Here is a 26412-nt window from a genome sequence, read left to right as displayed (position 1 = left end):
ATTGCACCTACTTACTCGCGCTACCTACTCAACGGTAACCGATTTCGCTAAGTTACGAGGCTGGTCAACGTCTGTACCTTTGATTAAAGCTACATAGTAAGACAGTAACTGAAGCGGTATGGTGTAAATGATGGGCGCGATAGGTGAGTCACAGTGCGGCACATCAATAACACGCATGGTGTCATCGCCAAGGAATGCCGCGTCTTTGTCAGCAAACACATACATAATACCGCCCCGCGCTCGCACTTCTTCTACGTTACTTTTAAGCTTCTCAAGCAGTTCGTTGTTTGGCGCTACTACAATCACTGGCATTTCTTCATCAATAAGCGCCAGAGGCCCGTGCTTTAGCTCACCAGATGCATAAGCTTCTGCGTGTATATAAGAAATCTCTTTTAACTTAAGCGCACCTTCCATAGCAATAGGATACTGATCGCCACGACCTAAGAATAAGCTGTGTTGCTTATCTGCAAACTCTTCTGCTAAATCTTCAATACCACTAGTGATAGCAAGGGTTTCTTCGAGTTTCGCGGGTAAGCTTAACAATGCAGAGGTAATCGCACGAGCTTCTTCTTCATTCATGCCGTTTTGCTTTCCAAGAGCAAGGGTGAGCATAAGGAATGCAGTTAACTGCGTGGTAAAGGCTTTGGTAGAAGCCACACCAATTTCTGCGCCAGCTCGCGTCATAAATGCTAAGTCTGATTCGCGCACTAACGACGATCCTGGTACGTTACAAATGGTAAGGCTAGCCATGTAACCCGCTTCTTTTGCTAAACGCAGTGCCGCAAGTGTGTCGGCAGTTTCACCCGACTGAGAAATAGTAATAATAAGGCTATTTTCATGTACTACCGACTTGCGATAACGAAATTCAGACGCTATCTCGACGTTACATGAAATGTTTGCATATTGTTCTAACCAGTAACGCGCGGTCATACCGGCATGGTAACTTGTGCCACATGCAATGATTTGCACATGCTTCACTTTTTTGAAAATCTCGTCTGCACCCTGACCGAAAATATCTGCGACCAATCCATTTTCGTCAATACGATTTTGAAGCGCGTTGCGCACTACAGTAGGTTGTTCATGGATTTCTTTAAGCATGTAGTGTCGGTACCCACCCTTATCACCGGCATCATGCTCGATATTCGATTCGATGACTTCACGCTCGACAGGGTTGCCATCTTTATCAAAAATAGACACATTCCTGCGAGTAATTTCAGCCACATCACCTTCTTCTAAGAAGATAAAGCGACGAGTAACAGGAAGTAGTGCCATTTGGTCAGAAGCAATAAAGTTTTCACCTACTCCTAATCCGATTACTAATGGGCTTCCAGAGCGTGCAACGACCACTTTACTAGGATCGTGCTTGTCCATAATTACCGTGCCGTAAGCACCGTGAAAGGTTTTCACCGCAGTTTGAACTGCTTCTAACAGTGAAACGCCAGTTTTCAAAAATTCGTGCACCGTATGCGCAATCGTTTCAGTATCGGTATCGCTGGTGAAGGTATAGCCTTGCTCAGTAAGTGATGCTCGAAGTGACTGGTAGTTTTCAATAATACCGTTATGTACAACAGCAATACGGTCGGTAGAAAAGTGCGGGTGGGCATTTGCTTCTGTTACACTGCCATGCGTTGCCCAGCGCGTATGGGCAATACCCGTAGTACCTAACGCTTCGTTTTCAGCAACCGCATCAGCCAATGCTTGAACTTTACCTATTCGACGTAAACGAGACAGCGTTCCGTCTTGCTGCAACAATGCAACACCCGCCGAGTCATAACCACGATATTCTAAGCGTTTTAGGCCTTCTAACAGAATTTCTACAACATTACGTTCGGCAACTGCGCCAACTATTCCACACATATATTATTCTCCATCGCGCAATACGGTAATTACCGAGACGCCCTTCTTTTCAATATTATCTTTATCAACATCACTGATCCCCGTATCGGTAATCAATGTCGTTATGTTTTTCCAATCGAGCTCTAAATTTGGCATTTTATGAGACAACTTCTTAGCGCTTGCCATTATTACAACGTGCTTTGCTGCTTGCGCCATTGCACGAGTAACACCAGTCAATTCATTGAATGTCGTCGTGCCGCGCGCTACGTCAATACCTGCTGCACCAATAAATGCGATATCGTAACTGTATGCCGAGACTAATTGCTCGGCCATCGCGCCTTGAAAAGACTCAGAGTTTGCATCCCACGTCCCACCCGTCATAAGCACCGTAGGCTCACTCTCAAACGCAGTAAGTGCGTTAGCGACAGGCAACGAGTTTGTCATCACCACTACATCACGAATACCGTCCAAAAAGGGGATGAGCTGTAGCGTTGTTGTGCCGCCATCAATAACTATTTTAGCGCCTTTTGTTACCAACGCTGCGGCTGCCCTACCTAAGGGGGCAAAAGTATTGTAATAAGGTACGTTGGGGGAAGATAGGGACGATGATTCGCTTAAGGTGGTTGTGGTTACGCCACTGATAGGCACCGCAGCACCGAATTGTCGAATCAATAGGCCCTTCTGTGAAAGATCTAGCAAGTCTTTTCTTATTGTCACTTCAGAAGTATTGAACATGCTCGCAAGCGCGCTTACCTGGGTGAGGCCATTCGCATTCACCCATTTAACAATGCTATTTCGGCGTTGAACTACAGACTGCCTCACCACTCAAACCTTTCAAAATGAAACTAACGAAAAAAAGAGCCTGCATAATAGAGAGTAAAGTTTCGAAGCGCAAGTTTTTTGCTTTATTTATAATCAACACTTCTTTGTGTTTTACTTGCTTGTATCGCGTATTCAATTATCTTGATAACTGAAATCACCGTCTTTCCATCTGCTGGTAATGCACTGCCGTTAATAACTGCATCAGCAAACATAGCGTAAAACCTGGCACATGCGCCAATTTCGGTGATTATTGCTCTAGAATCATCATTAGTGAATAGTGTGCCATGTTCGTTTTCGGCGGTTCTAGCAAAGTCGTGGGCGCTTATACTTACGCCATATTTTAACTGATCCTCCTGAGGGTCTAAATGAAACTTTCGAAAGTTACCGTTCGTACCTTGAACGTCAAATCGTAATGTTGGACCAGCCTGAAAGCTTGAACTACCTAACTTCACAACATGATGAGCGTAATAAAGTGTAATATCAAAGTTGTCATCAGACTTAGCGTTATCACGTAACTGCATTATATCAGCGGAAATTTTTAATGGCGTACCGAACAGCTGTAGTGCTTGGTCAATAAGATGCGGCCCTAAATCCCAAAAGATCCCGCTTCCTGGACCTTCATTTTCTCTCCACCTATCTCTAGGCTGAGGGCGAAACCTATCAAAACGGCTTTCATAACGCTTTATGTCACCCAGCGTATTTTCACTTAGGATCTTTTTAATGGTTAAAAAGTCACCATCAAATCGACGATTATGAAAAACACAAAGCTTACGGTTTTTTTTATCTGCTAACGCTACTAATTCTGCTGCTTGCTCACTACACAGAGTGAATGGCTTCTCCACCAGCACATGGCAGCCTGCCTCTAGTGATTGCTTGGTTTGCAAATAGTGAAGGTGGTTTGGCGTAGTAATGACGACAACGTCGAAATGATGACGTTGTAAGGCATCCTCTAGCGAGGAAAACGTCATCGTTTTTGGCAGAATATGCTGAATCTTGTCAGGCTTTGACGTAACCACACCATCCACAGAAAACGTAGAAAGCGAATCTAAAAAGGGAAGATGAAAAGTGGTTGCCGAAAAACCAAAGCCAACAATAAGAGTGGAAAGCATGACCGCCTCACTAGAAAGTAAAAGGCAGAAACTTCCGCTTCTGCCTGTTCTGAACAAAGAATGAACCTAGCATATTATAACTGCCGACCTGCCATATTCACTCTAGCAGCCGCAATTCAGCATGCAAAGGTATCGTTCTATATATTACTTTTTAGTGGGGCGTGGCCAATTCGCTATGTTGCGCTGTTTGCCCCTTGCCACCGCGAGTGCGTCGGTGTCTACGTTGCTTGTTATCACAGAGCCCGCGCCAACGGTAGCGTTGTCGCCAATAACCACAGGGGCAACCAGTGATGAGTTAGACCCGACAAAAGCATTATCGCCAATCACTGTCTTCGATTTATTTACGCCATCGTAGTTGCACGTAATAGTACCAGCACCAATGTTCGCTTTAGCGCCCACTTCTGCATCGCCTAGGTAGGTGAGGTGGTTTACTTTAGCACCCTCGCCAAGCACGGTCTTTTTCATCTCTACAAAGTTGCCCACTTTTGCATGTTTTTGCATGACGGCGCCAGGACGCAATCGCGCAAACGGGCCAACAGTACAACCTTCACCAACCGATGCGTCTTCGACAATAGAGTTTGCTTCAATCACCGCATTATCGGCAATACTGCAGTTTTTCAAAATACAATTCGCGCCTATTGTTACGTTATTACCGATATGTACCGTACCTTCTATTAGTACATTAATATCGATAATCACGTCGTTTCCGTTGGTGAGACTACCGCGCAAATCAAAACGATTCGGGTCTGCCAATGTTACACCGTTGGTCATCAGAGCTACGGCTTGACGCGATTGAAGCGCTCGTTCTAAGTGTGACAATTGAACACGATTGTTAACACCCTCAACCTCTACCGCCGAGTCTGGATGCGCTGCTTGAATGCGTTTACCTTCACTGGCTGCCATTGAAATAACATCCGTTAGGTAGTATTCACCTTGCGCGTTATCGTTACTTAGTGCACCTAGCCAACGTTTAAGGTCGCTGCCGCCCATCAACATCATGCCAGTGTTTATCTCGCAAATGGCGCGTTGCGCATCGGTAGCATCTTTATGCTCAACAATAGCGGTAATATTATCGTTTTCACGAATAATACGGCCCATGCCTGTAGGGTCGTCTAGCGTTACCGTTAGCAACGCTAAATCACAACTCGCCTTTACGGCTTGAAGGCGTGCCAGCGTCTCTCGTTGAATAAGTGGCGCATCCCCAACCAATACAAGTACGTCATCTTCGTCTTTAATGAACGGGGCAGCTTGTTGCACGGCATGCCCTGTACCCAATTGTTCTTCTTGCAAACACCAGTTAAGATTTTCACCTGTTACTGTTGCTTGAAGCTTATCGCCACCGTGGCCGTATACTAAATGAATATCGTCAGCACCAAGCGCTTGTACTGTATTAATAATGCGTTGAACCATCGCTACACCGCCGACTTTGTGCAAAACTTTCGGCAATGAAGACTTCATGCGCGTGCCTTTACCGGCCGCTAATATAACAACTGAAAGTGACATGGGATCCCTGTGAATGCTCATCAAATTATTCGTAGTGTATCTAAGCTATAACAATAAGTCAGCGTTTCATTTGTACCCGAGTTAATCACTACACTGCATGATACTTGATCTAAAGTTTAAGACATGTTGCTAGCAGTTCATAAATGCAACAGGTATACTTGGAACTGTATTAATATCGTTCATTGAGCAAAGGAGCATGCGCGGTCTGTGAACACATTTAGAACTCTTCATCGCAGTATACTTATTCTGTTCGCCGTTGTTGTGCTTGCTATTGTGACGCTCGTTCACTTTAGTATCTCAAAAATAGTCGCAGAGCAAAGTCGTGCCCAGCAACAGTCCCTCTCTCCCGCAATATCGCTTATCGTCGAACAGTTGCTTAAACCTCTGCATATTTCTGAAGCATTAGGTAACTCTACTGAGTTAGTCGACCTAATGAATACGCAAACAGTCGATGAAGATGCCGTATTTAAAACACTGCGACGCTTAGAAAATGAATTTGGGTTTTCTTTTTTTCTTGCCAGTGAAAATGCACACCGCCAGTACAATTCTGATGGTTCTACCATTGAGCTTATTGAAGGCGAGGTAAATTGGTACTTTAAATATAAAGACTACCCCGCCGAGTCCATAGCAGATATTGGCAAATGGGAAGACACACATCTCTATATTGATATTAAAATACGCGATGAAGCTGGTAAGTTTTTAGGCTTTTTTGGTGTGGGAAAAAGCCTACGCAGCTTTATCGACGTTTTTGATAGCTATAAGCAAGAATATGGCTACGACTTCCTATTTGTAGATGGGAACGGCGATATTATGTTGTCTTCTGACGAGTCACTTATTGCGTCTTACTCTGATTTTACGAATCTATCGGAGCTTCCTTGGTATGCTAGCCTCCCTAATACCATCCAAGATGGCCAAGCACTTAACAACAAGCTAATAACCATTGAGCAAAAAGACTATCTGATTGCCGAAGTAAAACTCAATCAATTTGGTTGGACGGTATTTTTGCTGAGCCCGCTTGAAGATAGACAAGCTGAAATATCACAAGCGTTTATTTTTAGCGTTGTAACACTTCTTGTTATTGTCTTTTCGCTGTTTTTACTCATTTACAACCTACTGTATTACTTCCGCAAAGATATGCAGCCCGAACTTATTGTACGCCATCTGAACCGGTTACCAGATAGACAAAGTGTTGAGCTTATTTTTCAGTCTGTACTTGCAGAGCAAAAGTCATTAAGCGTCTTACTTATTGCAATAGACGACTTCTCTACTATTGTCGACGCGCATGGACGTGGTACAGGCGATGATATACAAGATAAGATAGTGTCGTACTTATCAGATAAGCTCGAAGATAACCAAGTGCTAGGTAAATGGAATAGCGAAGAGTTTATCGTCTTACTTCCGCAAGTAGGCCCTCATGAAGCATTGGAGTTGGCACAAAACTTACGACATGGCATTGCAACGTTATCACCGCTCGCAGAACACCCTAGCATGCAGCTTACCGCAAGTATTGGTATATCGTTCACGGCATCACCTAGAGCGATGAACGAAGTTACTGCGCATGCAGAAGATGCGCTATATCAGGCGAAACGTGACGGTAGCAACTCAGTAAGAATGCAGTTGATAGAATAAAGGCAGCACACGAAGCGCTGCTTTATTTCTTGAAAATACGAAGCCGCTGAATAACCCCTGTGGTCAGCGAGACGCCAGCCAGTATCATTACGCCGCCAATAATGGTCTGTAAAGACAAGTGCTCATCTAAGAATGCAATACCCCACACAATGCCGAAAAGCGGCACCAAATACGCCACTGTGATGGCTCGTGCAGGGCCGATATCTGCAATTAATTTAAAATATAAAATGTACGCAATACCAGTTCCGCCAATGGCGAGTGCCACGGTATTTGTCCATGCATTGATGCTGGGCATAGCCTCGGGCAGCGTGGCCAATGCGAAAGGGGCGAGCATTAACGTTGCCATCGCTTGACTACCAGTAGCAACAACTAAGGGTTTCACCCCTTGCAGCCATCGTTTCATCATACTGGCGGCTAAACCGTAGCCAACGGTGGCAACAAGCGCAGTAAGAATAGGTAAAAAGCTTATTTCTCCTTCACCCAATTTCTGTTGGCTAATAACGGCCACCCCAGCAAAACCAATAAGCAGGCCTACACTGCCGCTCTTCGTCAATTTATCGCCTAACCATAGCCATGCCACTACAGCACCAAACATAGGCGCGGTTGCATTTAAAATAGCATTTACCCCGGCTTCAAGATGCAAGCTACTATAGTTAAACAAAACAAACGGTACCGCCGTGTTGGCAAGCCCAACCAAACCAATGGCCAACCAATGACGATAAATATCTTTTACGCCGCCACGCAAAATAAGCAGTGGCAACAAAACACAGGTGGCTAACAACGTACGTATGGCCACCAGCACATAAATACCGAACTCAGGTGCCGCGACTCGCATAAAAATAAACGAACCACCCCAAATAGCAGCAAGCACTAACAATGCCGCAATATCTTTTAATCCCATAACACGCCTTGCGCACCTTCTAGTTTTAGTAAGTATTGTTTCTTATCAACGCCACCAGCATAGCCGGTAAGGCGGTTATTTTTGCCAATAACACGATGGCACGGAACAACAATCGCAATGGGGTTTTTTCCGTTTGCCAAGCCCACTGCTCGCACGGCTTTAGGGTTATCTATCGCGTTGGCAATGTCCTGATAACTTTTTGTATTGCCGTATTCTATCGAAGCAAGTGCAGCCCATACGGTTTGTTGGAAGTGTGTGCCTTTTGCATCAAGAGGTAAAGAAAATCGCGTTAACTGTTTAGAAAAATACGCTGTAAGTTGTTCGCATGCAGCTTGCGTTAACTCATTGGCGTGTCCTGTCCTCAACGCTTCTTCTGTTTGATCGGCGAACGTAATAGACGTAACTCCTTTTTCACTTGCCGTAATCAACAGCTTACCTTGAGGAGACATCATGGTTTGTAAATACTTATCCACACCCGACCCTTTTATTATTGGTTATTGTAATCACACTAAAATCGTTACGCGCTTTCATGCAGCCTTTGATTGGTTGTAAAGATGCCATAGCTGCAAAGTTAAATAGCTACGCCATGGTGCCGCTTTAGCTTCATCGATTCCAAACATGAGCGCTGCTTTTTTAACAATTAAATCGCCGTTTAAATAGATATCAGGATCGCCAGCGCCTCTCATTTTTATATAAGAAACCGTCCACTCACCAATGCCTTTAATCGCTAGAATGTCATCATAGGTCGGGCGAGGGGTGCTAGCACAAAGTGCCGCAAAGTCGCTAATGGCTTGCTTGCGCAATTGTGGCATTTTTAAAAAAGCCAATGAACGACCAACTACATCCTCCGGCGTAGGAAAAGCATATGGCATCGCTTTATTGTCTGCATTTGTCTTCCCTAGGGTTTCAGTGAACACTGTTACCTGATCCATTGCTGCTTTAACGCTGACTTGTTGACCAATAATTGCTCTGCATCCAGCTTCAAATAGCGAAAACGTAGTTGGCAGGCGCAGTCCTGGCGCGATCTCAGCTTCCTCTACACCCGCCTTCTGTAAGCTAGCGCTGATTAATTCAGGCTGAGCATTCACATCCAACATCATCTTTATTTTTTCAACTAGCGGATAGAGGTATTTCAAATTGGCCATTACAATACTGACATCGAATCCACTCGCTTTAGGGTTATACGTAGCCGTAAACTGTGCAGTCTCTCCATGTATATTGCAATTACGTGAATAGCTATCTGCGGTCACGGCTTCAACGCCCCTAACGGCACGCAGCGCTAAAAAATCACGAACATAGTCCCAGTGATACGGCGGCCGAAAGGGTAAGCGCAATGTAATTGCTGAGGTATTCAAGTGCTTTACGTTACCCCGAAGTTTAGAGGGCGGCATTTTACAGTGCGTTTGCATCGCCCTTTGCAACTGTCTAGCCGATCCGTAACCGGCCGCTAGCGCAACGTCGATAACCGATGCGTTACTTTGCTGCAAAAGCTGCTTTGCGAACAACGCTTGTTGCATCGTCTGATATTGCTTAGGCGATAAACTTATTGAGGACGTAATGAGTTTATTAAAATAACGTTCAGAGATACCAAGCCTCTCAGCAATATTCGCTACTTTCTTTGGCGGGATCTCATCAAGCATACAAAGCCCTCGCGAGACGGTAGTTTGAACGCCATTCCAAGCATGTGAGCGAGGTGCGCTATCGGGTCGACAGCGTAAGCAAGGTCGATAACCATCAGCCATCGCACTTGCAGCCAACGAGTAATAACGCACATTTTCTTCTTTAGGAAGTTTCGCAGGACATATAGGGCGACAGAATATGCCCGTGGTTTTCACGGCAACAAAGAACATACCATCGAATCGTGGGTCACGACTGTGCCGTGCTTGTGAGCACGTATTTTCGTCTACCTTGTTTATCGACATTTAGGTTTACATGGTTGCCTTAACATTGGGTAAGTGTAACCTGAACGTTTTCGTAATGGGCGACAAAATCAGTACTCTATAGTAATGCGTTTACCGTTATGGAAATTTAATAATTGCCATAGGCATACCGCCCAATTGTGCTAGATATTTGATAAATACATATTGGATACGCATAATACTGCAATAAAATTAAGTGTTGTCCCACGCGCAACCAACTAAAGTGAGCCTTTCTTTTCATGCTTCAAAACGTACGCCTTACGCGACCATGGGTTATCCATTTCGCAGCTTTGCTAATAACGTTTGTCTTTTGTGCAACCGTAAATGCAGAGCCGTGGTTAGATGACTATGCTAATTACGTCAAAAGAGAAGCGAATAAATACAATGTGCCTGGCTATGCTTTTGTTTACTACGAACAAGGAAAAGTACCAAGAATATACGTGTATGGGCGAATAGAGAAAGGGGGCAAGCACATAGAAGAAAATACCGTTTTCCGTTTAGCCTCGGTATCAAAAACCTTCACTGCATTACTTAGTGCAAAATTGGTAGAACAGAATCGATTATCGTGGGACACACCTATTGCCACGTTAACACCAAGTATTCCGTTTAATGACAACGGCATGGACAAACTACAGTTGCAGCATATTGTTGGGCAATCAAGTGGGTTTATGCCAAACGCTTACGATAATCTTATTGAGGCAGACTATTCGCTAGAGCGTGTACTAACAGCGTTGAGTAAGCTCGAACCGCTCTGTAAACCTGGTGAGTGTTATACCTATCAAAATGCAGCATTCGGCGCATTAGAATACTTTTTAACGTCAAACAATAGCTCTTATTCACGAGAGCTGCAGTCTAATATTTTTGAGCCTCTGGGTATGAAAAACGCGAGCGTCGGCAAAGGGGGGCTATTAAGCTCTGATAGCTGGGCAAGGCCACATGTCGCCATTACACGAAGCAAATGGCGAGAAGGACCAGTAGAAAGCAATTACTATCGTTTCTCTCCAGCAGCTGGCGTTAATGCCAGCATTCAAGATATGACAATATACCTCCAAGCATTACTTGGCGAATTTCCCACCGTCATATCGCCAGAGATGATCGAGACAGTAACGACACCACGAGTCGAAACACGCAGAGAAACCTACCGAAGAGGATGGCGTGGGCTACTTAAAGAAGCACACTACGGACTGGGCTGGCGTGTTTACAATGTAGACGGGAAACGCGTGAATTATCACGGTGGTTGGGTCAAGGGTTATCGTGCAGATGTTGCATTTTCACCCGATTATAAAGCAGGGTATGTAATGCTGATGAATGCTGAGTCCAATATGATTAACTCAACAACAGCTGAATTTTGGAAACGCTATTTTAAACAAGCCGACGCTAAATAGCGCCGGCCTACACAATTAACTTATGGCTTAAGGTAGGTGTAACCTTTCAAACAGTTTTCATAGAAATCTGTCCAACGTACCCCTTCTCTTGGATTAAACGTGCCATTCGCAACTTGCTTATCAATTAAGCGTTTTACATCAGACGCCATCGCGGGCGGGTTGTACTGCATAATATTAAGTACATCTTCTACCGAGGAGCCCTTCACGACTTCTTCTATGTAAAAGTCTTCCGGATCGTCGTCATAGCTAAAGATATGCACTTCGTTCAATCGACCGAAGAGGTTATGCATATCTCCCATCACGTCTTGGTATGCGCCCGTAAGGAATAAACCAATGTAATATGGCTCATTGGCTTTAAGCGGGTGCATAGGCAATACATCAGTAATCTCTCGACCTATTGCAAATTGGTCAATCTTGCCGTCACTATCACACGTAATATCGACTAACGAACAATTAACAGTGGGCTTCTCATTCATTCTTGTTAGCGGCACAACGGGCAGCAACTGATCAATTGCCCACGTATCCGCCGCAGACTGAAAGACAGAAAAGTTACACAGGTATTGTGAAGATAAGCTGTAATCGAGTTCCTGAAGCTCTTCTGGCACGTACTCTTCATTTCGATACCACACTTGCAAGCGTGACATAATATCCCAATAAAGAGTTTCGATTTTCGCCAGTTCCTCTAGCGTTATAACGCGAAGCTTAAAGGCACTAAGCGCTTGCTCTTTGTATTGCGAGGCATCGTTATACACTTCATGCATATTGGTTTGGCTATCAAACGTTTCTGAGAGCTCGCGCATATTCTTAAGAAAAAAGTGCTCACCATCTTTAACTGACGTGTCGATGCTAGCTGAATTCGTCTTTATCTCACCGACAATCTCAGTCACCACACAGCTGTGGTGCGCCGTTATTGCTCGACCGCTCTCACTGACTAAGTGCGGATGAGGTACGCCCTCGATATCGCACATTTCTTTCATGCCATAAACCACATCGGCAACGTATTCTTGCATACTATAATTACGCGACGACTCGTTGGTTGAGTTGCTACCGTCGTAGTCAATGCCTAAGCCGCCACCTACATCGACATAATCAAGCGGGAAGCCCATTTTATGAAGGTCTGCATAAATACGCGCGCCTTCTGTTATTGCTTCTTTTACTGCGCGAATATCAGTTAACTGGCTACCAATATGGAAATGAAGTAGTTTTAAACAATGCGCCATCCCTTGCTCTTCAAGGTAACGTGCGGTTTTAATGATTTCAGTAATGGTAAGGCCAAACTTCGCGCGTTCGCCGCCCGAGCTTTCCCACTTACCGCGACCTTTCACCGTCATTTTTGCGCGCACGCCAATAATAGGTTCGATGTCGAGCTCTTTTGAAACTTTTACCAATAGTAGTAGCTCAGTAAATTTCTCGACAACAACAACAACTTTTCGGCCTAATTTTCTGCCTAATAATGCTAAACGCATGAACTCATCGTCTTTGTAACCATTTAAAATAGTCAGAGACGATTCGTTAGTATTCATGGCAAGTACGGTTAAAAGCTCTGCCTTTGACCCTGCTTCAAGCCCGTAGTTAAACGGTGCACCAGCTTCAACGATTTCTTCAACCACTTCGCGCATTTGGTTTACTTTTACCGGATACACGCCTTGGTATTCACCATTATATTGCGCTTCAGCAATAGTATCGCGAAAGACTTTATTTAAACCTGCAACTTGCGATCGAAGAATATCGTGAAAACGAACAACAACAGGAAACTGAACCCCTTCTTTCCGAATATCCTCAATAACAGACTTGAAATCGATGCGAATTGAGGGTTGATCGGGAACGGGGGTAACATGAACGTTGCCATTTTCACCAACCTGAAAATAGCCACCGCCCCACTGCGATACGCCGTAGACACGTTCCGCTTCTTCAATGCTCCAATCTGACAATGTTGCTCACCTTTTGACGTTTTCTAAGCATGACAGCTTAGCGCTTAAATTTAAAATAGGGCAGGTATTATAGACAAGAGAACAATAAGCGCTATGTAAAATATCTATTGTCTCGACTATTTTTGTTTATCGACTGTGTTGTCAGCTAACCACTGGCTAATATGCTCAGTTACAGACGGTGAACTTTGTTTACTCACCCATTCGATAACCCTGCTTGTAGAATCAGTACGAAGTAAATGGACGCTTTGTTCACTGGTAACCTTATCTGCAATATGGTCGGCTACTGTATCGCTATCCTCCAGCCAAATTTCGCTACGCTGATTTCTGCGATCGAGATGAATAGGCGCCTTTATTTTTTCTGAAAGCGTGTCGTTAGGAATTTGCCACCCTCGCATATCAACAACCATATGAAAAGCTTTGCTGTTACAGGTTTGCAATGACAAGGCAAGTGTCGACAGGTAATGAATATTTGTGCTCATATCCCACCGTCCTCTTAAAACAACAAGGAGGTAATTCTGAAAAATTTCAATAGAGAAAGGTGCCACCTAACGTAACCTTAGCATGTAGTTATTAACCAGTACGCTTGTACCGTAACCTAACTGGAGAATATATAACAGTGTGCAAAAGATATGGCGAACAATTGGAGCGATGAGTTAACTGACGCAGAGAGTATGCGGTAGCATTATAGCTTGTCGCTGTGAAACGCTCAGTCTGCCGGTGCTAAAGTAAAGTAGGCGCCAGAACGCCTACTTTTATTGTTAGCTAGTCGTCACCAAACTCACGAATAATACTATTGATAGTATCTTTGGCATCACCAAGCACCATTCGAGTGTTATCTTTAAAGAACAGAGGATTATCGACACCCGCAAAACCGGCATTCGCTGAACGCTTTAGTACAAAGACAGTTTTTGCTCGGTAGGCTTCAATCACTGGCATACCGTAAATAGGGCTGCCTTTCATTTCTTTTGCCGCTGGGTTAACCACGTCGTTTGCACCGATGACAATAGCTACGTCATAGTTTTCCATACGCGGGTTAACGTCATCCATTTCGTACAACTGGTCATACGGTACGTCTGCCTCTGCAAGCAACACATTCATATGGCCTGGCATGCGCCCTGCTACAGCATGAATGGCATAATCAACGGTACATCCATTTTCTTCTAGTAAAGACTGCATTTCTCGCACTGCATGCTGCGCTTGCGCTACCGCCATACCATAGCCTGGAATAACTAACACCGACTGCGCAGCTTCTAGTACATAGTAGGCATCTTGTGCCGACAGAATCTTTATTTCACCCTCTATTTTCTCTCCGGCTTCAACCGGTTTAGAAAAACCAGACAACAACACATTCATTAGCGAACGGTTCATTGCTTTACACATGATATTGGTAAGAATAAGACCTGATGCACCTACCAACAGACCAGTTACGATAAGAATGGTGTTTCCTGTAGCAAGTCCTGCTGCAGTTGCCGCAACGCCCGAGTAGCTATTTAGTAACGCGATGACTACCGGCATATCGGCACCGCCGATAGAAATGGTCGCCCACAACCCAAAGCTTAGTGCTAATGCAATAGCACAATAGAGCCATAAGCTGTTTGAAGGATCGGTCGTAAATAAATACCCAACGGCGAACATGGCAATAATATGCAAAATGCTAAGTTCGCGAAGCCCCGTAAAAATAACGGCCTTCGATGACATCTTTCCTGACAACTTTCCCCATGCTATCACCGAGCCAGAGAAAGTTATGCCGCCCACTAAAATAGTAAAAAAGACGGTGATGAAGGTAAAGGCCCCAGTGGTTTCAAGCGCCACTACGCTCATGCCTGCTAATGTTGCCCAACCAAGCAAAAGTGATGCAGCACCACCAAACCCATTAAACAATGAAACAAGCTCTGGCATTGCCGTCATTTCTACTGTCTTGGCTTTCCACGCTCCATAGGCGCCACCTAAAAAGAATCCAGCAAGAATGTACTGATAACTAATAATTTGCTGATCAAGCAACGTGACAACAACGGCAATGAACATGCCGATTGCAGACACAAAGTTACCGCGCTTGGCAGAATCAGGGCTACTGAGCAATTTCAGGCCCAAAATAAACAACGCTGCGGCAACAACGTACGCAAGATTGATTATGGTTTCGATATCATTCACCTACGTACTCCTTATTTTTCTTTTTTCTTAAACATACTAAGCATGCGATCGGTTACTAGGTAACCCCCAACCACGTTAATACTCGCTAACGCGACAGCAGCAGTGCCAAGCACAGTAGTTAGTAACTCGTTATCGCCACCAGCAGCTGCCAATGCGCCTACCAGCGTAATACCAGAAATGGCGTTAGAGCCGGACATTAACGGCGTGTGTAATGTAGCTGGTACTTTACGGATCAGCTCAAACCCCAGAAATGCTGCCAGCAATACAATGAAAAGAAGATAAATAATTTCCATCACTACGCTCCTTTATAGGCGTTAATAAGCATATCGTTAGTTACCTTGCCATCATGGGTAATAACGCACCCTGCAAGAATGTCATCTTCAAGGTTCACATTAAAAGACGTTGTTTCGCTATCGAAGAACTCGTCTACTAAATTATAAATATTGTTGGCGTACATATCCGTGGCGGCCCGAGCAACGCTCTGGCTCCAATTCCCATTACCCACAACGTTAACACCATCAATATTCACCGTTTCACCTGGAACGGAACCTTCTACGTTCCCACCAGATTGGGCAGCCATATCAACAACAACGCTTCCCGCCTTCATTAGCGATAAGGTTTCTTTACTAATAAGTACAGGGGGTTTTCTACCGAACAGCTGCGCAGTAGTGATAACAATGTCAGAGTCGGCAATCGCGTCACGTTGCGCATCTTGTTGCTTCGCTTTTTGCTCGTCGGTTAGCTCTTTTGCATAGCCATCTTTCGTTTGGCCAGTTTCACCGATGTCTATTTTTAAGAACTTCCCACCTAGCGATTCAACCTGCTCAGCAACCACAGGACGGGTATCATAAGCAAGTACATTCGCCCCTAACCGTTTCGCAGTAGCAATGGCTTGAAGCCCAGCAACACCAGCGCCGATAATAAACACCTTGGCCGGCTTAATGGTACCAGACGGTGTCATCATCATCGGTAAAATCGACGGGAGTAAGTTAGCGGCCTGCATCACCATCACATAGCCTGCTAAGCTGGCTTGAGAACTGAGTGCATCCATTTTTTGAGCGCGCGAGGAGCGCGGTATCATTTCAACTGAAATCGACGTTAGGCCATGCTCGGCCAACGACTCAACAAGCGGCTGTTGAAAGAAAGGATCTAAATGGCCAACGACAACCGCACCTTTTTTCATTTGTGACAGGTGTATCTCTGTTGGCTTGTTTACGGCCACAAGCATATCTGCTGATGATAACGCAACATTCACATCATTAATGATAACAGCACCCGCTTCTTCATATTCTTTATCTGTATATCCCGATAAAGCACCCGCACCACGCTCTAGTTGAATAGTGACGCCTTTTTTAACCAGACGCCCAACACTTGCAGGGGTAACTGCACACCGTTTTTCCACAGGAAAAAGCGGATCTTGTGTTACAGACTCATTTAAAACTATGATTTTCACACGCTTCTCCTCACATCCAAGTTCTACGAGAATGACATTATTTTTAGGCTAGCAAGCCATTTTATTCACTTATTCTTATCATTTTTTGACGAAATTACAGGCAAAATTTGATGTTGGTAGCGTCAAGTTAGGGGATATATACATTTCTTACTAATATCTTTTTCTACCTACTCATAAAAAATATTTATAATATATTTATATCGTTTTAATGATGGAGAGATGTATCTGCGAAAAATAGCATGAATAGTGAGGCCTGCCTTTGTGATTAGACGTCAGTATCTTTGCCACAGATGTGATCGAATCGTCTTTTATTTACGTTTCACTAGTACACACACTCGTCGAGACCACGCCATGTTTGGCTTATTTAAATCAAATCCTACGAAAAAGCTTAGAAAGCAATACGACTCGCTGCTTGAGCGCGCAATGCATGCCCAACGTAACGGTGACATCAAAACGTATTCAATGCTCACTGCGGAATCAGAGACATTGTGGGAGAAGATCCAAACCTTAGAAGAAAAGAAAAAGTAATTTTTCCGACAAAACGTTCTACCGGGCCTCGTTACCACGTAGAATGTCCACACTCTTTTGTTGAATCAGTAGCAATTCATTGTGCGATCATTTGTCCTTATAACATTCTTACTTGCTTTCAGTTCGGTCGCTAACGCTATCGGGGCTGGTCAGTATTATTATTTTATCTCAGATAGATGCAGCCCAAAGGGCCCACAAGCACCTGAAGAACGCGGTGCTGTCACGCCCGACGTCATGCTTTTTGAAGTGTTGCCCGCTGGCATAAGCGATTATATGGTAAATATGAATACCGGTGCGCTTAACAACTACGCAGAAGAGGGACAAACATACTTAAGTGAGTTAGAAGCGGAACAAGTTTATACGGCTGGGCAAACTGTTGAAAACGGGAACCGACTTATTCACCATGACTTTATGCTACAACGAGAGGCAATGCCCCTCGATGATTTAGTGTCAGTACTTAGTGGGTTCTCTCAGCTACAAAAAGATAAAGGGTACTATTACAAAACGATTTTGGCATTGCCTTCCCCTTCAGCAACGTTTAAAGCCGTTACGTCGGTTCGATTAACCGAAGTCGACAACAAAAACCATATGTTCCTTAGTCATTATCGTTCCGATTATTTCTTGCTCGACGAAACGGGGAATGCGGAAGATGCTGCGTTTATCAGTGTCGACCACAACGCTGCACTGACGAGTGTTATCCATCCGCACCGCAGCCCCTATAATATCTACACTGCAAAGGGTGTGTGTGGCGAAAAATGGTTGCCGTAACAACCCTCAGTTATTCCGATATAGCGTTTTTATGATGTGAAAACCAAAGCGGGTTTTTATAGGTCCGTGTACTTTTAGCACTTCTTTTTTAAACACTACATCATCGAAGGCTTTTACCATCTGACCACGACGAAACTCGCCTAAATCGCCGCCTCGCTTACCCGAGGGGCACGTTGAATGCTTTTTTGCCAGTGTGCCGAAGTTTTTCCCTTTTTTAAGCTGCTCTAAAATAGATAACGCCTCTTTTTCGGTTTTAACCAAGATGTGAACGGCTGATGCTGTGGCCATGTAAGTACCTGATGAAAAGTTAACGAGCGTTTATTGTATCGTATTCACCAAGAAAAGGCGTCGTAAGGTTCATTGGCAATAGCGGCACGTCACGATGATACCTCGTTGCCATGCTTAACTATAAAGACATAACCGAATCTACCTTAACGTGCCTATTTTAAAACGAATTCAAACCTATTGCTTTTGCCTCTTACGATAGTAATAAGGCCCAAATCATATTGTATACCACCCGCCGTAAGTTCTGCCGTGTATTCCCCATTCATCAATACTGTTTCTACATCTAACCCACGCCTGCCCATTCTTTTTCTAATTATTATTGCCTTCCCTTCATTCGGTACAAGACGGATCTCTGCTCTTTGGCGATGTAACGAGTCTGAAGTAAATGTCAGTGAGACAGCAAGTTCGTGTTGGTAAGGTAATTCAGGAATTGAAAATTCGACGCGATGTTGTTCTGTTCGTTTAACGCTTACTCGTTTACTTGCTATGACATCACCGGTACTAGAGCGTTTAGCGGTAATCTTGTAGTTGCCCTCTGGCAACACCATGAGTGGTTCTACCTCATATTCAATCGCTTGGTCATCACTAATGCTATACAGTATATCTTCACGCTGCGGCAAGATGGTGAGTTTCCCAAAGGCATTGCTATCCTCTTTACGACGTTCAGTCTCGTCACGGGAGCCGGTAACAGATATAACTTCAACATCTTTTGCATCACTGTCTAATTGCGTGGATAACGCAGGTGATGCACGTCGTAACGTAATTTCTTTGGTGGTTAGGCTGTCTTTTATTATCGAAACGCTTAACCTTTTTTCTTCATACCCCGATTTGGTCACTTTCACGTCATAACTTCCTTCAGGAAGCTTTATTCCCTCATGGTATTTGTGAGGTGTGCCATAAATAACGATTGTTGCATCAGCCGGTGAAACCTCCAACTTTAAACGCCCTCGTTCTTGACTTGCGTCAGCCTGAAGCACTTTTGCAATTTGATAAAAATCATAAGTAACATCTTTATGAAGAGATATTCTTTTAGACGACGTGCCAATATTTGCTGCTAAGAGATAATCGCCGGGAAAGACGCGCGTGTTCTCATATAACCTGCGCTTCTTACCCACACCATTTAGCGGTGTAACAGACAGTATTACATTACTTTTCCAGTCATTAATAACAACATTAATGCCTTTACCTGAATTAACACTATGCACACGATTTTCTTCCATCAATGAGAGTGCATAATCAATATCGATATATTTTAAAGCGCTATCTACCCCCCAGCCGGCAGCATTAGAAACGCCCTCCTCTTTTGCGATATCAATAAGCTTCGCGCTTTTAGAACACGACATCAAACAAAGGGCAGCAAATAAACCGAATAGTACCTTCGTTAACTTACTCACTTGCAGCCTCCACTACACCTTCAAGCAAACCACCAATTGCTTCTTGTGCAATAATCTGCGCATAGAGGTTCGTATTTTCAGCCAGGAGTTGATGCATTTCTGACATCGCCCTATCAACGAGCACTTCATTATTTTTAAGTGCATAACTAATTGTTTCTGCTAAGACTGCATCTCTAGCGGTCGATTTGCATTCATCGATAATGGCGTCGAACACACGACTCTGGCGTGCTTCAATCTCTTTTAATTTAGCCTGTATCTTCTTATCATCCCCTTCTTGAATATTAACTTTCTGCGTGTTGGGAAATAAGACATTGTTTGTTACTGATTGAGCAATTTGATTAGCACAAAACTTTCGGCTGGCCTCGGGTTTACCCTCTTTGAAAGTAGGTGGGTAAGTGCAAAGCTTGTCCTGAAAGATGAGGCTTTTTCCACTAGGGTGTTGGTTGACATCTCCCCACACCAAAACCAAAGACGCTCTACCATCGCCCTTCTTTAATTGACTAGAATCAGCTACGCGACATCGTAACTTACAGTTAAGTGCTACCGTTGAAGTCTCGGAGCTTGAAGTGCCTTTTAACAATGCCTCTGGCAAAAACTGATTAAGTGTTTTCGCCACACTGCTGCCCAGCGCGTCGCTTAGCTCATTATCAGTAGGCTTAAAATATCGACGATCGAATTCAACGCCTTTTTCATGGGCTTCGATATCCGGAGTTGTTGTTAAGTCTTCAATATGACCTTGTGCGGTAACGGTAGGGTACCACTCTACTGAAGTTCGCAACTGGTCTGCCAAATACAGTAATACCGGTCGTGAGGATTCATTCGCTTGATTTGCAAGCTTAAGCAACATAGTTTCTAGGTATTGAATATAGACCTGACGTATTTTGTGGAATTCTCGTCTCGCGTTACGTCTTTTAAATGGCTGTAGAAAACGTATTGCTTGCGATGCATTGAGGTAACTTTGGTATTGCTCTAAACGGTTTCCCTTACGAGCCTCTTTATAAAGCGCCATTGCTGCACTAGCATTATGAAGCTTATTGATAAATATGTACCACAACAAAAAATAGCTTATTAGGATAATTTCATTTATCCAGCTTTTTATACCAACAACAGAAGGGTAGTCCTCCCGTGCAGAAACCCCAAATGCAGAGAAATACGTTTCCTCACTTTTAAAGTCTTCTAAGTCTTCACTTATTACGCCATAGGTTTTGAACGATGGACCTTGGAAAATAATATGATTTTTTACTGCAGGGTAATAGGACTGACCATTTAAAAGCTTTGGTTCAACATGGTCATATACAAAGTACTTAGGCACTCCGAATGCATGGACGAGAAAAAAAAATAACAAAAAGAAGGGTAACCCAATGACTAGCTTTCGTTTCCAATATTTAAAACCAACCTCTGTCCCTATAAAGCAAAAGAATAGCGCTGCTGCCCAGAATACGAGTATGCTTCCCCAACCCAGAAGAAAGACTTTTATGAATCCCATCACGTCATTAGTCCATTAAAAATTAGGTACAACCGCATGAGAGACTAGATAAAGTGAAACCTGTTCTATGCGCCTACAAGAAGAGTAATGTACTTGGACCATTGATTCAATGAAAGATAGTCTCTTTATACATTACTATCGGACAACGACAAAACACCTAATTTTTCTATTAGAAAATCAATAAACACCCGAACCTATGCAGTTTATGATCGCTACATCTATGCATAAGCAGGTGATTACCCTGTGCAGCCAGTAATTTCGAAGTCTCTACCCCTATTCCATCTGTTACGCCTGTTAATATTACTTTTTCATTCTTCAAATTCTCGTTATCTGCCATGAAGTGCCCTCTGAGTTCTTAATCAAAACCATAGATAAATGGTTTGTTGAACTTTGTTTTTTTAATTGGTAAGCAGTTTAATATCTCCCTATTAATGTATAAACGACATATAGGAGGAATCAGTATTCCGGTTTTGGATATAATTTTCAGATATTCTGCTGTTACTCTGGCCTTAGCTAAAAACACCCGTTAATCAGGTTTACTTTATAGCGCAAATTCCGCTAACGTAGAGTGGGAACAAAATGTGGACAATAAAAATAATGAAACGATTTTTTAAATGGATTGGTACCGGTTTACTTGTTGTTGTACTAGTAGGCGGTAGTTTCGCTGCTCACGAGTGGTATGCAGATAAACCTTTTTACTTTAATAACTTTTTAAACAGAGAGATGGTAAAGGTAGCGTTTGATAGTCCTGAAACCTTAACATCATTAGGCTTTTTAGAGTCGATGGGTATTAAAGGGCATAATGCAGAACTAGACGATGCCAGCCCCGAGAAAGGCGCAGCGCTTTTTGATAAAGCGCGAGACATTAGGCAAGTTATTGTAGATTACGACAATGAAGATCTAAGTAAAGACGAGTTACTTTCTAAGAAAATAACCCTTTATTTGCTGGATTATTTAATCGGCAACGAGCCATTTCAATATCACACCTACCCGGTAAACCAACTATTCGGCGTACAGAACAGTTTCCCTAGCTTCATGCAGGGCCAGCATCAAATTAATGATGCAACCGATGTAGAAAACTATCTTAGTCGCTTAGAAGCGGTGGATGAAAAGTTTGCACAAGTATTGGAAGGTCTAAAAATACGTGAAGAGAATGGCATCATTCCTCCGCGTTTTGTTATCACCCGCGTGCTTGATGAAATGAACGGCTTTGTTTCTTCACCGATAAGCGAGAACATTCTATACAGCTCGCTGAAAGAGAAGATGTCTAGTGTGGAAACGCTGTCGCAAGAACAACAAGATGAGTTCTTGGCTAAAGCCGAAGCGCGCATTAATGATGATGTAAATCGCGCTTATCAGCTATTTATCGACTACTTCACAACACTACAGGCGAAGGCAGGTAACGACCACGGATATTGGCACTTACCCGATGGCGACAAGGTATACGCCAACGCCCTTCGCTTTTTCACCACCACCGATATGACCGCCGATGAAATTCATAATATCGGCTTAAAAGAAGTTGCTCGAATTCAAGGCGAAATGCTGGCAATTCTTGAAGGCGAAGGCTACGACGTAACATTAGGGTTTACAGAAGCAATGGACGCCCTTGCAGCTGATCCTACTCACTACTATGAAGACAGCGATGCCGGCCGTGAACAAATATTGAAAGACTATCAAACCATTCTTGATGAAATAGAAGAAGGTATGAGCGACGCTTTCCGTATTCGCCCTAAAGCAGGTATGGAGGTAGTCCGTATCCCTGAATTTAAAGAAAAAACTGCACCTGGTGCTTACTATCAGCAACCTGCTATAGATGGCTCTAGGCCGGGTCGTTTTTATGCCAACCTTTACGATATAAAGGCGACACCTAAATACAGCATGCGAACGCTGGCCTATCACGAAGGTATTCCGGGTCACCATTTCCAAATAGCGCTAGCGATGGAAATTGAGGGCATGCCTTTTATTCGAAAAATGTCGCCATTCACTGCCTACACAGAAGGATGGGCGTTGTACTCAGAGTATCTAGCGTGGGAGATGGGCTTTCAAAACAACCCTCTGGACAACCTTGGTCGACTTCAAGCGGAATTGTTTAGAGCCGTACGCCTAGTAGTAGACACAGGCATTCACGATAAGCGTTGGACTCGAGAAGAAGCCATCGACTATATGGCAAGTAACACAGGTATGGCACTAAGCGATGTCACCTCTGAAATTGAACGTTACATTGTCATGCCAGGCCAAGCGACGTCATACAAAGTCGGTATGCTTAAAATTCTTGCCCTTCGTGAAAAGGCGAAAAACGCCTTAGGCGATAAATTCGACCTACGAGACTTTCATGATGTGGTGTTGAAAAATGGTGCGGTTCCTCTGGCGATCCTCGAGGAATTAATTGACGCATACATTGAAGAAAAACAAGCCTAGAAGGCAAAGCCTCTCTAAAGGGCAGACATAAAAAAGGCGCTAACTTTAAAAAGTAGCGCCTTTTTTTAAGCGTTAAACTTAGGGGATGATTACATCATGCCGCCCATTCCACCCATGCCGCCCATATCAGGCATTGCAGGCGCATCGTCTTTCGGTACTTCTGCAACCATGGCTTCAGTAGTAATCATTAGTGAAGCAATTGATGCTGCAAACTGAAGCGCAGAGCGCGTTACTTTAGTTGGGTCAAGAATACCCATCTCTAGCATATCGCCGTAAGTGTCGTTACCTGCATTGTAACCGTAGTTACCTTCGCCGCCTTTTACTTCGTTAACAACAACCGATGCTTCTGCACCCGCATTGCTCGCGATTTGACGTAGAGGTGATTCCATTGCACGTAGCGCAAGTTTAATACCTACAGTTTGGTCTTCGTTGTCGCCCGTTAAATCAGCAAGCTTAGCCGCTGCACGAACTAGAGCAACACCACCACCAGGTACTACGCCTTCTTCAACCGCCGCACGCGTTGCGTGTAGTGCATCTTCAACACGGTCTTTCTTCTCTTTCATTTCTACTTCAGTTGCTGCACCAACTTTAATTACTGCAACACCACCAGAAAGCTTAGCTAAACGCTCTTGAAGCTTTTCTTTGTCGTAGTCAGATGAAGAGTCTTCAATTTGACCTTTAATTTGGGCACAACGGCCTTCAATCGCTTCTTCATCGCCGTTACCATCAACAACAGTCGTGTTGTCTTTGTTGATAACTACACGCTTCGCTGTACCTAGGTCTTCTAGCTGTACTTTTTCAAGGTCTAAACCAATCTCTTCAGAGATTACGGTACCGCCAGTAAGTACTGCGATGTCTTGTAGCATTGCTTTACGACGGTCACCAAAGCCAGGTGCTTTAACAGCAGCAACTTTAACAATACCGCGCATGTTGTTTACTACAAGTGTCGCTAGCGCTTCACCTTCAACGTCTTCTGCAATAATCATCAGTGGCTTACCTGCTTTTGCTACGCCTTCAAGGGTAGGAAGCAATTCACGGATGTTAGAAATTTTCTTGTCAACCAATAGGATGAATGGGCTGTCTAGCTCAACAGTACCGTTCTCTTGGTTGTTGATGAAGTAAGGAGATAGGTAACCACGGTCGAACTGCATACCTTCAACAACGTCTAGTTCGTTTTGAAGTGCTTGACCTTCTTCTACAGTGATAACACCTTCTTTACCTACTTTTTCCATTGCTTGTGCAATGATGTCGCCAACTTCTGAATCAGAGTTTGCAGAGATAGTACCAACCTGAGCAATTGACTTGCTGTCAGCACAATCAGTAGAAAGTGCTTTAAGCTCTTCAACTGCTGCAGCAACGGCTTTATCGATACCGCGCTTAAGATCCATTGGGTTCATGCCTGCCGCAACAGACTTGTGGCCTTCAGTTACGATAGCTTGTGCAAGCACAGTAGCGGTAGTCGTACCGTCACCCGCTTCGTCATTCGCTTTAGACGCTACTTCTTTAACCATCTGTGCGCCCATGTTCTCAAACTTGTCTTCAAGCTCGATTTCTTTCGCTACAGATACACCATCTTTAGTGATAGTTGGAGCGCCAAAAGACTTATCCAATACTACGTTACGACCTTTAGGCCCTAGTGTTACCTTAACTGCGTTTGCTAGCGTGTTAACGCCTTTAAGCATTTTTGTGCGAGCGTCGTCACCAAAACGTACTTCTTTAGCTGCCATGATAAAATTCCTCTCTTAATTCGTTTAACGTTAGTTGTAATTACTCAACAATCGCAAGAATGTCGCTTTCGCTTAGGATCAGAACTTCTTCACCATCCAGCTTTTCTGTTTTAACGCCGTAGCCTTCGTTAAAAATAACGGTATCGCCAACTTTTACGTCTAGCGCTTTAACGTCGCCATTTTCTAGGATGCGGCCATTACCCACAGCGATAATTTCGCCACGAGTAGATTTTTCTGCTGCAGAACCAGTCAGTACGATACCGCCTGCAGATTTGCTTTCTTGCTCTGCGCGTTTAAGGATTACGCGGTCGTGTAAAGGACGAATTGCCATTTTCAAGTCTCCTGAAAATTTCACTATTCAAATTTAAGTGATTTTCAGCATTCAGCGTATCTGAATGCTGTGTGCTTAGGGTGCTCATTGCTGAGCAATTAAATTCTTTTCTGCACGGTTAAATGGGGGAGTACCCTTTCAAGTTCAAGGGTTTTGAAACAAAAAAATGTAAAAAAATTGATTTTTTCGCGAAATGATTGGTTTTGGCGAGAATTGGCGCCACACCGTAATGCGACACCTAATCTATCGGCAGGGGTAAATAGAACTACTTTAACCGCTTATCCGTGTCCTGTGTGGTGTTATCACTGTACTCACCCTCAATGACATCGCCGTCTTCATTCGATGGTCGAGTAAACGGCGACTGGTTGCTTCCAGGTTGTTGATAAAAACCACCTGCGCCTGCGGAAGGGTTTGGCATCACCACGCGCATTTTCATATGTTTACTGACTTGGGCAGCAATTAAGTGGCGAGAGCCAGGAAGCGCAAACATAAACCCTAATATATCGGTAATAAAACCAGGGGTAACCAATAAAATACCCGCGACGACTAGCATCAACCCGTCAACAAGCTCTTTGCCTGGCATCTCATTACGTTGCATTTTTGCTTGTGCGGTTTGCAGCGTACTTACCCCTTCTCGTTTAACAAAATAAGCACCAACGAACGCGGTTAACACCACTAATCCAATAGTGTTCCAGCCACCTATCATGCCTCCCACATTTACCAGTAAGGCAATTTCTAAAATAGGTAAAACAACGAAAAGTAAAAATAAAACCGGCAAAATGTGTCCTCGTTTGAATATTTCATAGTCTGTTATAAGGTCTTTGAACGTAATAACA

23 protein-coding genes are annotated in these 26412 nt (G+C 43.8%); 5 read left to right on the top strand and 18 right to left on the bottom strand.

The genetic code is table 11. The features are described from left to right. Positions 1-24 precede the first annotated feature (24 nt). The 4 genes from glmS to glmU all read right to left on the bottom strand — a co-directional run bounded on the left by glmS (position 25) and on the right by glmU (position 5270). On the bottom strand, positions 25-1857 hold the full coding sequence (glmS, locus tag AC27EZ_RS09765; RefSeq protein ID WP_487135147.1) for a glutamine--fructose-6-phosphate transaminase (isomerizing): 1833 nt from the start codon (positions 1855-1857) through the stop codon (positions 25-27). A 3-nt stretch (positions 1858-1860) separates the two neighbouring features. Beyond that, complete coding sequence (locus tag AC27EZ_RS09760) at positions 1861-2661, bottom strand: DeoR/GlpR family DNA-binding transcription regulator (protein WP_487135146.1); 801 nt, start codon at positions 2659-2661, stop codon at positions 1861-1863. Positions 2662-2741: 80 nt separating this feature from the next. Next, positions 2742-3767, bottom strand: coding sequence for a Gfo/Idh/MocA family oxidoreductase (locus tag AC27EZ_RS09755; RefSeq protein ID WP_487135145.1), 1026 nt, complete (start codon positions 3765-3767; stop codon positions 2742-2744). Between the two features lie 144 nt (positions 3768-3911). Further along, positions 3912-5270 carry a bifunctional UDP-N-acetylglucosamine diphosphorylase/glucosamine-1-phosphate N-acetyltransferase GlmU gene (gene glmU / locus AC27EZ_RS09750; RefSeq protein ID WP_487135144.1) on the bottom strand — a complete coding sequence of 453 codons (1359 nt, stop codon included), beginning with the start codon at positions 5268-5270 and terminating at the stop codon, positions 3912-3914. A 207-nt stretch (positions 5271-5477) separates the two neighbouring features. Between glmU and AC27EZ_RS09745 the strand changes: the two genes are divergently transcribed. After that, a complete protein-coding gene (locus tag AC27EZ_RS09745; RefSeq protein ID WP_487135143.1) occupies positions 5478-6899 on the top strand; it encodes a diguanylate cyclase domain-containing protein in 1422 nt (473 codons plus the stop codon). Between the two features lie 22 nt (positions 6900-6921). Here AC27EZ_RS09745 and AC27EZ_RS09740 read toward each other — a convergent pair whose 3' ends face one another. From AC27EZ_RS09740 to AC27EZ_RS09730, 3 genes are all read right to left on the bottom strand, one after another. Beyond that, positions 6922-7800: a DMT family transporter gene (locus AC27EZ_RS09740; protein ID WP_487135142.1), complete on the bottom strand. Its 879-nt coding sequence runs from the start codon at positions 7798-7800 to the stop codon at positions 6922-6924. After that, a complete protein-coding gene (locus AC27EZ_RS09735) occupies positions 7791-8252 on the bottom strand; it encodes a methylated-DNA--[protein]-cysteine S-methyltransferase (RefSeq protein WP_487135279.1) in 462 nt (153 codons plus the stop codon). Before AC27EZ_RS09735 ends, AC27EZ_RS09740 begins: the two co-directional genes overlap by 10 nt. A 75-nt stretch (positions 8253-8327) precedes the next feature. Next, positions 8328-9722: a DNA-3-methyladenine glycosylase 2 family protein gene (locus AC27EZ_RS09730; protein ID WP_487135141.1), complete on the bottom strand. Its 1395-nt coding sequence runs from the start codon at positions 9720-9722 to the stop codon at positions 8328-8330. Positions 9723-9958: 236 nt separating this feature from the next. Here AC27EZ_RS09730 and AC27EZ_RS09725 point away from each other — a divergent pair, with 236 nt between their 5' ends. Beyond that, a complete protein-coding gene (locus AC27EZ_RS09725) occupies positions 9959-11104 on the top strand; it encodes a serine hydrolase domain-containing protein (protein WP_487135140.1) in 1146 nt (381 codons plus the stop codon). 20 nt (positions 11105-11124) lie between these two features. On the opposite strand, the gene speA is transcribed toward AC27EZ_RS09725, so the two are convergent. The 5 genes from speA to AC27EZ_RS09700 form a co-directional block, all read right to left on the bottom strand. Beyond that, positions 11125-13035 (bottom strand): biosynthetic arginine decarboxylase, encoded by a 1911-nt coding sequence (gene speA, locus AC27EZ_RS09720; RefSeq protein WP_487135139.1) that lies wholly within the window; start codon positions 13033-13035, stop codon positions 11125-11127. Between the two features lie 116 nt (positions 13036-13151). Then, entirely contained in the window at positions 13152-13514 is a 363-nt protein-coding gene (locus AC27EZ_RS09715) for an arginine decarboxylase (protein WP_487135138.1), read from the bottom strand. Positions 13515-13797: 283 nt separating this feature from the next. After that, positions 13798-15186: an NAD(P)(+) transhydrogenase (Re/Si-specific) subunit beta gene (locus AC27EZ_RS09710; RefSeq protein WP_487135137.1), complete on the bottom strand. Its 1389-nt coding sequence runs from the start codon at positions 15184-15186 to the stop codon at positions 13798-13800. A gap of 11 nt (positions 15187-15197) precedes the next feature. After that, entirely contained in the window at positions 15198-15479 is a 282-nt protein-coding gene (locus AC27EZ_RS09705; protein ID WP_487135136.1) for an NAD(P) transhydrogenase subunit alpha part 2, read from the bottom strand. A 2-nt stretch (positions 15480-15481) separates the two neighbouring features. After that, complete coding sequence (locus tag AC27EZ_RS09700) at positions 15482-16639, bottom strand: NAD(P) transhydrogenase subunit alpha (RefSeq protein ID WP_487135135.1); 1158 nt, start codon at positions 16637-16639, stop codon at positions 15482-15484. Between the two features lie 351 nt (positions 16640-16990). On the opposite strand from AC27EZ_RS09700, the gene AC27EZ_RS09695 reads away from it, so the two are divergent. Both AC27EZ_RS09695 and AC27EZ_RS09690 read left to right on the top strand, forming a co-directional pair. Continuing rightward, positions 16991-17167, top strand: coding sequence for a DUF6435 family protein (locus AC27EZ_RS09695; protein ID WP_487135134.1), 177 nt, complete (start codon positions 16991-16993; stop codon positions 17165-17167). 81 nt (positions 17168-17248) lie between these two features. Continuing rightward, positions 17249-17935, top strand: coding sequence for a hypothetical protein (locus AC27EZ_RS09690; protein ID WP_487135133.1), 687 nt, complete (start codon positions 17249-17251; stop codon positions 17933-17935). A gap of 6 nt (positions 17936-17941) precedes the next feature. On the opposite strand, the gene ppiC is transcribed toward AC27EZ_RS09690, so the two are convergent. From ppiC to AC27EZ_RS09675, 3 genes are all read right to left on the bottom strand, one after another. Next, on the bottom strand, positions 17942-18223 hold the full coding sequence (ppiC, locus tag AC27EZ_RS09685) for a peptidylprolyl isomerase PpiC (RefSeq protein ID WP_487135132.1): 282 nt from the start codon (positions 18221-18223) through the stop codon (positions 17942-17944). 152 nt (positions 18224-18375) lie between these two features. Next, complete coding sequence (locus AC27EZ_RS09680) at positions 18376-19614, bottom strand: hypothetical protein (protein ID WP_487135131.1); 1239 nt, start codon at positions 19612-19614, stop codon at positions 18376-18378. Beyond that, entirely contained in the window at positions 19607-21100 is a 1494-nt protein-coding gene (locus tag AC27EZ_RS09675) for a hypothetical protein (RefSeq protein ID WP_487135130.1), read from the bottom strand. The genes AC27EZ_RS09680 and AC27EZ_RS09675 overlap by 8 nt, the downstream gene beginning before the upstream one ends. 597 nt (positions 21101-21697) lie before the next feature. Here AC27EZ_RS09675 and AC27EZ_RS09670 point away from each other — a divergent pair. Next, entirely contained in the window at positions 21698-23518 is a 1821-nt protein-coding gene (locus AC27EZ_RS09670) for a DUF885 domain-containing protein (protein WP_487135129.1), read from the top strand. 89 nt (positions 23519-23607) lie between these two features. On the opposite strand, the gene groL is transcribed toward AC27EZ_RS09670, so the two are convergent. The 3 genes from groL to AC27EZ_RS09655 form a co-directional block, all read right to left on the bottom strand. Next, complete coding sequence (groL, locus tag AC27EZ_RS09665; RefSeq protein WP_487135128.1) at positions 23608-25245, bottom strand: chaperonin GroEL; 1638 nt, start codon at positions 25243-25245, stop codon at positions 23608-23610. A gap of 40 nt (positions 25246-25285) precedes the next feature. Further along, complete coding sequence (locus tag AC27EZ_RS09660; RefSeq protein WP_421132844.1) at positions 25286-25576, bottom strand: co-chaperone GroES; 291 nt, start codon at positions 25574-25576, stop codon at positions 25286-25288. Between the two features lie 265 nt (positions 25577-25841). Beyond that, on the bottom strand, positions 25842-26354 hold the full coding sequence (locus AC27EZ_RS09655) for an FxsA family protein (RefSeq protein WP_487135127.1): 513 nt from the start codon (positions 26352-26354) through the stop codon (positions 25842-25844). Between the last annotated feature and the right edge of the window lie 58 nt (positions 26355-26412).

It is taken from the genome of Alteromonas sp. 4NH20-0056, assembly GCF_057539655.1.
The sequence above is the reverse complement of the archived record's forward strand: the minus strand, read 5'-3'. Positions and strand labels throughout refer to the sequence as shown.

Excerpts from the sequence above, each read along its gene's own strand:
- ppiC (WP_487135132.1), bottom strand. The coding sequence starts at position 18,223 with ATGGCCACAGCATCAGCCGTTCACATCTTGGTTAAAACCGAAAAAGAG.
- AC27EZ_RS09715 (WP_487135138.1), bottom strand. The coding sequence starts at position 13,514 with ATGAGCACAAATATTCATTACCTGTCGACACTTGCCTTGTCATTGCAA.
- AC27EZ_RS09705 (WP_487135136.1), bottom strand. The coding sequence starts at position 15,479 with ATGGAAATTATTTATCTTCTTTTCATTGTATTGCTGGCAGCATTTCTG.
- AC27EZ_RS09675 (WP_487135130.1), bottom strand. The coding sequence starts at position 21,100 with ATGGGATTCATAAAAGTCTTTCTTCTGGGTTGGGGAAGCATACTCGTA.
- AC27EZ_RS09660 (WP_421132844.1), bottom strand. The coding sequence starts at position 25,576 with ATGGCAATTCGTCCTTTACACGACCGCGTAATCCTTAAACGCGCAGAG.
- AC27EZ_RS09735 (WP_487135279.1), bottom strand. The coding sequence starts at position 8,252 with ATGATGTCTCCTCAAGGTAAGCTGTTGATTACGGCAAGTGAAAAAGGA.
- AC27EZ_RS09695 (WP_487135134.1), top strand. The coding sequence starts at position 16,991 with ATGTTTGGCTTATTTAAATCAAATCCTACGAAAAAGCTTAGAAAGCAA.
- glmS (WP_487135147.1), bottom strand. The coding sequence starts at position 1,857 with ATGTGTGGAATAGTTGGCGCAGTTGCCGAACGTAATGTTGTAGAAATT.
- AC27EZ_RS09725 (WP_487135140.1), top strand. The coding sequence starts at position 9,959 with ATGCTTCAAAACGTACGCCTTACGCGACCATGGGTTATCCATTTCGCA.
- groL (WP_487135128.1), bottom strand. The coding sequence starts at position 25,245 with ATGGCAGCTAAAGAAGTACGTTTTGGTGACGACGCTCGCACAAAAATG.
- AC27EZ_RS09670 (WP_487135129.1), top strand. The coding sequence starts at position 21,698 with ATGAAACGATTTTTTAAATGGATTGGTACCGGTTTACTTGTTGTTGTA.
- AC27EZ_RS09730 (WP_487135141.1), bottom strand. The coding sequence starts at position 9,722 with ATGTCGATAAACAAGGTAGACGAAAATACGTGCTCACAAGCACGGCAC.
- AC27EZ_RS09740 (WP_487135142.1), bottom strand. The coding sequence starts at position 7,800 with ATGGGATTAAAAGATATTGCGGCATTGTTAGTGCTTGCTGCTATTTGG.
- glmU (WP_487135144.1), bottom strand. The coding sequence starts at position 5,270 with ATGTCACTTTCAGTTGTTATATTAGCGGCCGGTAAAGGCACGCGCATG.
- AC27EZ_RS09755 (WP_487135145.1), bottom strand. The coding sequence starts at position 3,767 with ATGCTTTCCACTCTTATTGTTGGCTTTGGTTTTTCGGCAACCACTTTT.